10 protein-coding genes are annotated in these 9,033 nt (G+C 62.5%); 5 read left to right on the forward strand and 5 right to left on the reverse strand.

Annotation, left to right across the window (positions count from 1 at the left end; genetic code table 11):
• On the reverse strand, positions 1-164 hold a 164-nt coding region (locus EN750_RS08225; protein ID WP_127396137.1), incomplete at its 3' end, for a LysR family transcriptional regulator.
• Positions 165-294: 130 nt separating this feature from the next.
• Between EN750_RS08225 and EN750_RS08230 the strand changes: the two genes are divergently transcribed.
• Positions 295-561, forward strand: coding sequence for a hypothetical protein (locus tag EN750_RS08230; protein ID WP_127396138.1), 267 nt, complete (start codon positions 295-297; stop codon positions 559-561).
• 63 nt (positions 562-624) lie between these two features.
• Here EN750_RS08230 and EN750_RS08235 read toward each other — a convergent pair whose 3' ends face one another.
• Positions 625-1,161, reverse strand: a complete 537-nt coding sequence (locus EN750_RS08235) for a L,D-transpeptidase (protein WP_174800339.1) — start codon at positions 1,159-1,161, stop codon at positions 625-627.
• A gap of 144 nt (positions 1,162-1,305) precedes the next feature.
• Between EN750_RS08235 and EN750_RS08240 the strand changes: the two genes are divergently transcribed.
• The 4 genes from EN750_RS08240 (at position 1,306) to EN750_RS08255 (ending at position 4,800) form a co-directional block, all read left to right on the forward strand.
• On the forward strand, positions 1,306-1,989 hold the full coding sequence (locus tag EN750_RS08240) for a response regulator transcription factor (RefSeq protein ID WP_013528898.1): 684 nt from the start codon (positions 1,306-1,308) through the stop codon (positions 1,987-1,989).
• Between the two features lie 120 nt (positions 1,990-2,109).
• Positions 2,110-2,565 (forward strand): cyclic nucleotide-binding domain-containing protein, encoded by a 456-nt coding sequence (locus EN750_RS08245; RefSeq protein WP_023811239.1) that lies wholly within the window; start codon positions 2,110-2,112, stop codon positions 2,563-2,565.
• Between the two features lie 249 nt (positions 2,566-2,814).
• Positions 2,815-3,882, forward strand: coding sequence for a glycosyltransferase family 9 protein (locus EN750_RS08250; protein WP_189526096.1), 1,068 nt, complete (start codon positions 2,815-2,817; stop codon positions 3,880-3,882).
• Positions 3,883-4,125: 243 nt separating this feature from the next.
• Positions 4,126-4,800 carry a hypothetical protein gene (locus tag EN750_RS08255; RefSeq protein ID WP_127396139.1) on the forward strand — a complete coding sequence of 225 codons (675 nt, stop codon included), beginning with the start codon at positions 4,126-4,128 and terminating at the stop codon, positions 4,798-4,800.
• 28 nt (positions 4,801-4,828) lie between these two features.
• Here EN750_RS08255 and EN750_RS08260 read toward each other — a convergent pair whose 3' ends face one another.
• The 3 genes from EN750_RS08260 to EN750_RS08270 form a co-directional block, all read right to left on the reverse strand.
• On the reverse strand, positions 4,829-5,635 hold the full coding sequence (locus EN750_RS08260; protein WP_127396140.1) for an exodeoxyribonuclease III: 807 nt from the start codon (positions 5,633-5,635) through the stop codon (positions 4,829-4,831).
• 170 nt (positions 5,636-5,805) lie between these two features.
• The gene (locus EN750_RS08265) at positions 5,806-6,489 is read right to left on the reverse strand and encodes an outer membrane lipoprotein carrier protein LolA (RefSeq protein ID WP_127267333.1); all 684 of its coding nucleotides are present in this window, start codon (positions 6,487-6,489) and stop codon (positions 5,806-5,808) included.
• Between the two features lie 151 nt (positions 6,490-6,640).
• On the reverse strand, positions 6,641-9,033 hold a 2,393-nt coding region (locus EN750_RS08270), incomplete at its 5' end, for a DNA translocase FtsK (RefSeq protein ID WP_145967485.1).

Below are 9,033 nucleotides of genomic sequence, written 5' to 3' on the forward strand. Positions count from 1 at the left end.
CGTGTGAACAGCACCAGCCCGAGTTGATCCTCGATTTCCTTGATCTGATGGCTGACGGCGGCCGGCGTCAGGCCGAGCTCGTCGGCGGCACGGGTGAAATTGAGGTGCCGGGCCGCTGCTTCCAGTGTCCTCAAGGCACGAGTCCCGGGCAGAAGACGAGCCATCCTATCCTCAAATAAAACTTGATGATCCAGAGAAAACTACTCGTTTCTCGCAGAGATTTCAATCTGGCATCATCCATCCATCGAAACATCATCAAGCCGGATTTGATATCCGGGGAGAACGGAGCACACCATGTCCATCATCGTTTTGAATTCATCGACACCTCGCCCGGCCTGGCTGGGCGAAACTCTCGACTGGCTGCGTCACGCCCGGGCCGCGATACGCCTCGCCGGCCGCGACATTGCCTACCAGAACGTCGAGGATCTCTCCGATCGCCAACTGCGCGATATCGGCGGCGAGCGCCGTGACGTCGCTCGCGCAATGGACAGGGAGCTTGGCCGGCTGGGCCTGCTAGACATGGGCTGGCAGAGACCGCGAAGGTCAGGGAATAGGCAGTAGGAAATAGGCAGTAGAGGAAAATTTAAGTCAGCGCCGACAGGTAGCCTACTGCCTACTCCCCTACTATCTTACCACCCTCACCACCGTCCGGTCCGACAGCAGCGGCAGCAGCCGCGCCATGGTTTGCGCCGTGACAGCCACACAGCCTTGCGTCGGCGTGAAGCCGGGGCGCGCCAGATGGAAGAAGATGGCGCTGCCGCGCCCGCGCCGGCGCGGCGACAGGTTCCAGTCGAGCACAAGGCAGGCGTCGTAGAGCCGGTCGTCGCGCCGCATGCGTTCGTGGCTGGCGCCATAGGGTATCTTGACCGGCCTGTTGTAGTTGCGGTCGTCGGGCACTTCGCACCAGCCCAGATCGGGCCCGATCGGCGTCATCGCCAGACGGGTCCTGCGGCCGCTGGAGAACTGATCTCCCCGGAAATACCCCGACAGGATCCGCATCGCGGCCAGCGGCGTGGCGCCATCGCCTTCGCGCTTGCCGGCCGAGATGCCACCGCGCCCCAACGCACAGGCAAACACCGTTTTCCCGGCCTGCAGCAGGCCCTGGCTTGGATGCCCAGGCCTCGCCCGCACGGTCAGCACACGCAGCCCTTTTCGCAAAATTGCGCCGGCTGCATTGCGATCGTGTTTTTTCTTGTATGATCGTGCCACGGAACAAATCACTGTGAACGGCTGTTGCGCCGATCAGCTTCCGCATAAACAGGCAGCGGTCAACTGAATTTTCTTTTCAAAACAACGGATTGATCCATGACTTCACGCACCATACTGATCGTCGACGACGATGACGACCTGCGCGGCACACTGGTCGAGCAATTATCCCTTTACGAGGAATTCGACGTGCTACAGGAATCGACTGCGGCAAAAGGTGTCGCCGCAGCGCGCGGCGGCCTCATCGATCTGCTCATCATGGACGTCGGACTGCCCGACATGGATGGCCGCGAAGCGGTGAAGATTCTGCGCAAGGGCGGCTACAAGGCGCCCATCATCATGCTGACCGGCCACGACACCGATTCGGATACGATTCTTGGTCTCGAGGCCGGCGCCAACGACTATGTGACGAAGCCGTTCCGCTTTGCCGTGCTGCTGGCACGCATTCGGGCGCAGCTGCGCCAGCATGAGCAGAGCGAGGATGCCACCTTCTCGGTCGGGCCCTATACTTTCAAGCCCAGCCAGAAACTGCTGCTCGACCCGCGCGGCGGCAAGGTCCGGCTGACGGAGAAGGAAGCCTCGATCATCAAATATCTTTATCGCGCCGACCAGAAGGTGGTGACGCGCGACGTGCTGCTCGAGGAAGTATGGGGCTACAATTCCGGCGTCACCACACACACGCTGGAAACCCATGTCTACCGGCTGCGCCAGAAGATCGAGCGCGATCCTTCCAATGCGGAAATTCTTGTGACAGAAAGCGGCGGCTACAAGCTGGTTCCTTAAACATTTCATTATCCAATGAGCGGTCGGGCGGGGCCGCTTTCGGGTACGATCCAGTTGGAGGGTGGTTTGGATCGAACTCGCAGAGGAGGAGTCGGACTGTCGGTTCGGGGACATAGCTAGATGGCGCTGGATGACGACATCCGCGTCCTGTCCGCCGTGAGGCTCTTCGAGGGCTTCACGCAGGAACAATTGCGCCTGCTCGCCTTTGGCGCCGAGAACACCAGGCTGATTGCCAACCACAAGCTTTATCGCGAGGACGACGAGGCCGATTCCGCCTATATCGTCGTCAGTGGGCGCATCGTGCTCTACCGGGAGCAGGGTGGTGAACGCATTCCGATTGGCACGGCAGGCCCCGGCACGATCCTGAGCGAACTGGCGTTGATCGCCGACACCAACCGGTTGACCAGCGCCTCGGCCGAGATCGATTCGGAAGTGATGCGTCTCAGCCGCAAGATGTTCCGCCGTATCCTGGAGGAATATCCCGAGATCGCGGTCAAGCTCCACCAGCGCATCTCGGAGGAATTTCAGGCGATGATCCGCCGCATCGAGGAACTGGCGCCGCGCTTCTCCGGCTGAAGGCTGCCCGCCTGCGAAGCTGTTGTTTCGCGGCCAAAGGCGGAAGCGCGGCAGCGCTTTTCAACGGCCGCGATGAACTGATCGTGGCGCACTGCGGCCGGAGCGGCAATCGCCAATGGCTCGTTCATCCGGACGCCCGGATCCAGGGGCAAGGGTCCGTTGACAGGCCCGAGGTGAAATCCTAAAGCACCCCGAAGGCGGCCGGCACAGCAGGCGCCATCACCACCAGGCTCCTGGGGGGAGCGAGCCATGCCGTCAGGGCGGTACGAGACGATTATCTTGTATTCCCGCAATGACGCGTTCGGCGACGGATTGATCCGGATTCCGGCTTTGCGCGCCGCCAGAACGGCATTCCCCGATAGTTTCATCGTCTACGGAACCACCCGGTCGTCGTCCCTTGAACATAGCCTCAATCGCCATGCCGGCCATTTGGTCGATGCGATCAATGTGCGCACGCCGCTGGCGCGCCTGGTCGCCGATCACCGCAAGGGCAAGGGGCGATTGGCCGTTGTCGATTTCCGCATCTCGGCGCGTTGGCTGCTTCAAGCCTCGGCATCACTGCTCGGCTGCGGCATCGCCTATGAGGCAAACTTTCCGGCTTTCGCCCTTTCCTGGCGCCTGGGCCAAAGGCCTGAAGCACGACCCGGGCACAATGCCTGGCGCTACCACCGCCTCATCGAACGCCTTGCCGGCAAGCGGCTGCCTTTCGATCATCGGCTAGAGCCGGGCCCGGCCGCGCGAGCGGCGGCCAGGAGCCTTGCGGACGGCAAGCAGGCTCCGTTGATCATTATCGCTGCGCACGGCAGCGCCAGCAAGCGCATGTCGGCGGATCAGGTTGCCGCGATCGCCGACAGCCTGATCGCCGACGGGGCGAACCTTCTCTATGTGAAAACCCCAGGCGATGGTCCCGATATGGCTGAACTGGCTCAGCGCGTACCGAAGCTGCGGCTTGTCGATTCCGCCGCGATCGAAGGTGTCGATATCGGTGACATCTTGCTGGCGCTCGGCGAGTTTGCCGATCTTTACATCGGCGCCGAAGGCGGTACCGCACATCTCATGGCAACCGTGATGACGCCGATGGTTATCCTCAGTGGCGGCGCCAACATGGCCCGTTGGAGGCCGCTTTCGAACTGCGTGGACGTGATCGAATCCCGCCATGCCAGTCCGACCGGTTTGGTCGCCAATGTGCCTGCGCCGACAATCATCGAAGCGGCGCAACGCATGCTGGCGACGCGCCGCCGCGACCATCCCCATCTGCCGGATCTCGCAAACTGTCAGCCCAGCAATTTCGCGACAACGACATGCATGAAGACTTGAAGCGCGCCGTTTGAACTTGAATTCATTTGGTCGCGCTTCGAAGCGCGTTGAGATTCAGGTCGGCCATTTGCAGGCCAGCCTCACCTGAACATCGGCGCCATGGTACAATGGGTTCGGTGGAGCGAAGCGCTGCAACCATGGTGACCACCGGCACAATGCAGGCGGAGTTCTCGGCGGCAGATCTGGCGGCTGTCGCATTTTGGTTCCAATGGAGTTCCTCTCAGTCCTCAATGAGAATAGCAAATGCCAGAGAACAACGCGCTGAACACAAAGCATGGCGGCGAATGGACGATAGCCTGGCGCTTGGTCATACTGACGGCGACGGCGATTAACGTCGCGATGCTCTTAGCCGCTCTGTTCGTTGCGCAGATTCGTGGTCTGGACGCGTGGATCTTTTATCGAGATCCATCTGCGGTCGCCGAAGTCGGCTTCTATACAGGGTGGATTTCGTCCCTGGGTGCTTCACTGTGGATCGGCTCCGGCGCGGTGACCCTGTTTGCTGGCCTGCTCACGCACCGATGGGATTGCACGTTTCTCGGCGGCCTTACCCTGTTCCTGGGGCTCGATGACCTGTTGTTGATCCATGAGGACGTGCTCCCCATGGTTGCGATACCAGAGATCGTTGCGATGATTGTCTACGCCGCCGCCGGGCTGTTCTGGTTCTTTCGGCTGCGACGGAAGACATTCGACGGCACGATCGTCTTTGTGGCCGCAGGCTTCCTGCTCGCGCTGTCGGCATCCATCGACCAGATCGGAGATCTGTTTCCTACCCTTGGTTCTGCGGCCGCCATCGCCGAAGACGTCGTCAAAGAGCTTGGCATCTTCCTTTGGGCGGCAGGTGCCGTTGGGTACGCGGCGATGGTGACACGATTGGGCCGTCCGTGGGTGGATCCAGCCGACTCCACCTCTGCCGACTGACTGCCGCACGCGGGCATTTTCGACCAGACTAGTCCAGATCGAACCGCGCGATGACAGGCACATGGTCCGACGGGCGCTCCCAGCCGCGCGCCGGACGCAGGATCTCGTAGCCGGAAAAGCTGGGCACCAGGTTCGGCGACGACCAGACGTGGTCGAGACGACGGCCGCGATTGGACAGCTCCCAATCCTGCGCGCGATAGCTCCACCAGGTGTAGAGCTTCTGCTCATGCGGCACGTTGAGCCGCATCAGGTCGACCCAGTCGCCGGCGCGGCGCATCGCCTCGAAATTTTCCGTCTCGATTGGCGTGTGGCTGACCACGTTGAGCAATTGCTTGTGCGACCAGACGTCATGTTCGAGCGGGGCGATGTTGAGGTCGCCGACCAGCACCGAGCCGGACACCTCGTCATGTTCTGCCCGGATGGCATTCATCTCGGCGACGAAGTCGAGCTTGTGCTTGAACTTCCTGTTGATGACAGGATCCGGTTCGTCGCCGCCCGCCGGAACGTAGAAATTGTGGAGCAGGATCGCCTTGCCGCCGGCCCGCACCGTCACCGAGAGGTGCCGGCTATCCTCGATTTCGCAAAAGCGTCGCTTTTCGACCAATTCGATCGGCCGCCGAGCCACGGTTGCTACGCCGTGGTAGCCCTTCTGGCCATGGAAGGCGATGTGCTCGTAGCCGAGCTTGCGGAAAGCCTTTTCGGGGAACAGCTCGTCGGGAACCTTGGTTTCCTGCAGGCACAGCACGTCGGGCGCATGCTCGACGAGCAGGCGCTCGACGATCGGCATGCGCAGGCGAACGGAGTTGATGTTCCAGGTGGCGATGGAAAAGGGCATTGGCAATCCAGGACAGCGTGCGACCGGCCAGAACCGATGGGCCCCGGCGGGGAAGACGCCTTTCGGCGGAGTCAGTCCGGGAAACTGCCAGCCGCAAGCCGCAAAGACAAGCCGGACCACGCCCGCTGAGGCGTGACCCGGCGCTTTCCACAGCTATTGGTGCGATTGGCCTAGCGCGCCTTGTTGGTGTTGAGCTCGCGGTTCGCCGTGTAGTCGATGGCGAAAGTATCCGGCGCGAAGCTGACGCCTTCCTTGGTGTTGAAGATCATCACCGTCGTGTCCTTGCCCTGCGCGTCGGTGATCGTCCACTGCCGCAAGTCGAAGGTTTTCGGATCGAACATCATGGTGATCTTCGAATTGCCGAACACCGATTTATCGGCGAGCTGGATGGTGGTGAGGTCATCCTCCTGCTTGACGCTTTTGACGCGGTCGCCGGAGAGATCGATCCTGTTGTCGAGCAGCAGCTTCAAGGGTGTCTTCGACAGCGGATAGAGATCGGACGTGTTGAGCCTCTTATTCAGGATGACCACCGACTGGCCGTCTGAAATCACCCGGAAGTTTGAAGAGCCGTCGTAGTTGAAGCGGATCTTGCCTGGCCGTTCGAGGAAGAACTTGCCGCCGGTCTGCTCGCCCTTGGGGCCGAACTGCACGAATTCGCCGCTCATCGATTTGACCGAGGAAAAGTGGTCGGCGATCTTCTGCGCAGCGGTCGGCACAGCCGCCTGCGCCGAAGCCAGCACCTGGAAGCCGGGCACCGCGTTGAAGGCTGCCGCCCCCGCAAACGCCAGGCCGAGGCCCAGCAACTGACGCCGGGATGGAGCAAATGTGCTGAGCGCTGAAAGATCGTTTTTCATGTCGGTCACTCTCATCTGATTCCTGAGTTGTTCTGTGCTTGGACCCCCAGTTAGGCTGAAATTTGGCGGGTCAGACGTCCCTTGGTCGCTTCAACGCCTTGAAAGGTTCAAGGTTGCCGGACCGGGATGTCACAAGGGTCGGCCTTTCTGGTCAGAACTTGTCCTCTTCGGTCGGCACCAGGATCTCGCGCTTGCCGGCATGGTTGGCCGGGCCGACGATACCTTCCTTTTCCATCTTCTCGATGATCGAGGCGGCGCGGTTATAGCCGATGCCCAGCCGGCGCTGGATATAGCTGGTCGAGGCCTTGCCATCGCGCAGCACCACGGAGACCGCCTGATCGTAGGGATCGTCGGAATCCTCGAAATTGCTGTTGCCGCCACCGGACCCACCCTTGCCCGACGGCTCGTCGTCGTCCTCGCCATCATCCTCGGTGATGGCGTCGAGATATTCCGGCACGCCCTGCAGCTTCAGATGCGCGACGATCTTCTCGACCTCTTCATCGGCGACGAACGGGCCGTGCACGCGCTGGATGCGGCCGCCGCCGGCCATGTAGAGCATGTCGCCCATGCCGAGCAGCTGCTCGGCGCCCTGCTCGCCCAGAATGGTGCGGCTGTCGATCTTCGACGTCACCTGGAAGGAGATGCGGGTCGGGAAATTGGCTTTGATGGTGCCGGTGATGACGTCGACCGACGGCCGCTGCGTTGCCATGATGACATGGATGCCGGCGGCGCGCGCCATCTGCGCCAGGCGCTGCACGGCACCTTCGATGTCCTTGCCGGCGACCATCATCAGGTCGGCCATCTCGTCGATGATGACGACGATATAGGGCATCGGCTCGAGATCGAGGTTCTCGGTCTCGTAGATCGCCTCGCCGGTCTGGCGGTCGAAGCCGGTCTGCACGGTGCGCGAGATCTTCTCGCCCTTCTTGTCCGCCTGGCTGACGCGGGCGTTGAAGCCGTCGATGTTGCGCACGCCGACCTTGGACATCTTGCGGTAGCGGTCCTCCATCTCGCGCACGGTCCATTTCAGCGCCACCACGGCCTTCTTCGGATCGGTGACGACGGGCGTGAGCAGATGCGGGATGCCGTCATAGACCGAAAGTTCCAGCATTTTCGGATCGATCATGATCAGCCGACATTCTTCCGGCTTCAGCCGGTAGAGCAGCGACAGGATCATGGTGTTGATGGCGACCGACTTGCCCGAGCCGGTGGTGCCGGCGACCAGCACGTGCGGCATCTTGGCGATGTCGACGATGACCGCCTCGCCATTGATGGTCTTGCCCAGCGCCAGCGCCAGCTTGGCCTTCGTCGTCTCGAAGTCACGGCTGGCCAGAATCTCTCTGAGATAGACGGTTTCGCGCTTGGCGTTCGGCAGTTCGATGCCGATGGCGTTGCGGCCGGGCACCACGGCGACGCGGCAGGCGATGGCGCTCATCGAGCGCGCAATGTCGTCGGACAGGCCGATGACGCGTGACGATTTGATGCCGGGCGCCGGTTCGAGCTCATAGAGTGTGACCACCGGACCGGGACGGACGGCGATGATCTCGCCCTTGACGCCGAAGTCCTCCAGCACGCCTTCGAGCAGGCGGGCGTTCTGTTCCAGCGCGTCCTTGGACAGGCTGGCGTCGCGCACCACGTTCTTCGGCTCGGAGAGGAAGTGGAGCGACGGCATTTCGAATTTTTCCGAGCCGATCAGCGATGTCTGCGCCTCGCGCTGGACGCGGGCGCCGGGCACGGGGCGCGCCGCCGGCGCCTCGACGCGGGTGGCTGCGTCGGAGCGGAACGGCTGCACCCTGGCGGTCGGCGCGCCGCGGCGTTGCACGACAGGTTCATCGTCGAAATCGGCATCCTCGCCCGCATTGTCGAAGCGGTCGTCGAAGATGTCGGCATCGTCGGGGTCGAGCGAGGCGCTGCGGTCATTGACCATGGCGGCGAAGAATTCGGGCTCGACGCGGGCGCGGCCATCCTGGCTCATCCGCTGCTCGGCAAACTCCGCCGATTCGACCCGTTCGGCGGCGCGCCGCCAGGCTGTGGAGCGCTGCTCCATCTCCGGCTCGTACTCGTCCCGCTCCTGCCTGCGGCGCAAGGCACGGCGGTGCATCCACGCGCGCAGCGACAGCCACCAATGGGTGATGGCGCCGAGCGCCAGGATACCCTCGTCGCCTTCGTCCTCGTCATTGTCGAACAAAAGGTCGTCCTCGCGCGGATCGGCGGCGGGCTCGTCCTCCATCACGGCGAAGCCGTTCTTGCGACCGATCAGCGCCGAACCATGGGCAAAGAGCCACAGCGCGGGTGCGGCCAGCAGGATGGCGATGATGCTGGCGATCAGCCCGGTCGGATAGCCGCCGATGACGACGCCGGGGATCTTCAGCACCATGTCGCCAAACACACCGCCGAGGCCGGTGGGCAGCGGCCAGGTCTTGGGCGGCACAACGCAGCCGACCATCGCAGCGGCCAGCAGCGCGAAGCCGAACCAGGACAGCCCGCGCTTGGGCAGCCTGTCGACGCCGCGCGCGGAAAACAGCAGGAAGCCCCAGATGACCG

The sequence above is a fragment of the Mesorhizobium sp. M7A.F.Ca.ET.027.03.2.1 genome, assembly GCF_003999175.1.
In the GTDB taxonomy this organism is placed as follows: domain Bacteria; phylum Pseudomonadota; class Alphaproteobacteria; order Rhizobiales; family Rhizobiaceae; genus Mesorhizobium.

What these genes read in the sequence shown, in the direction of transcription:
- EN750_RS08230 (WP_127396138.1), top strand. Translation starts at nt 295, where the DNA reads ATGTCCATCATCGTTTTGAATTCATCGACACCTCGCCCGGCCTGGCTG.
- EN750_RS08240 (WP_013528898.1), top strand. Translation starts at nt 1,306, where the DNA reads ATGACTTCACGCACCATACTGATCGTCGACGACGATGACGACCTGCGC.
- EN750_RS08245 (WP_023811239.1), top strand. Translation starts at nt 2,110, where the DNA reads ATGGCGCTGGATGACGACATCCGCGTCCTGTCCGCCGTGAGGCTCTTC.
- EN750_RS08250 (WP_189526096.1), top strand. Translation starts at nt 2,815, where the DNA reads ATGCCGTCAGGGCGGTACGAGACGATTATCTTGTATTCCCGCAATGAC.
- EN750_RS08255 (WP_127396139.1), top strand. Translation starts at nt 4,126, where the DNA reads ATGCCAGAGAACAACGCGCTGAACACAAAGCATGGCGGCGAATGGACG.
- EN750_RS08260 (WP_127396140.1), bottom strand. Translation starts at nt 5,635, where the DNA reads ATGCCCTTTTCCATCGCCACCTGGAACATCAACTCCGTTCGCCTGCGC.
- EN750_RS08265 (WP_127267333.1), bottom strand. Translation starts at nt 6,489, where the DNA reads ATGAAAAACGATCTTTCAGCGCTCAGCACATTTGCTCCATCCCGGCGT.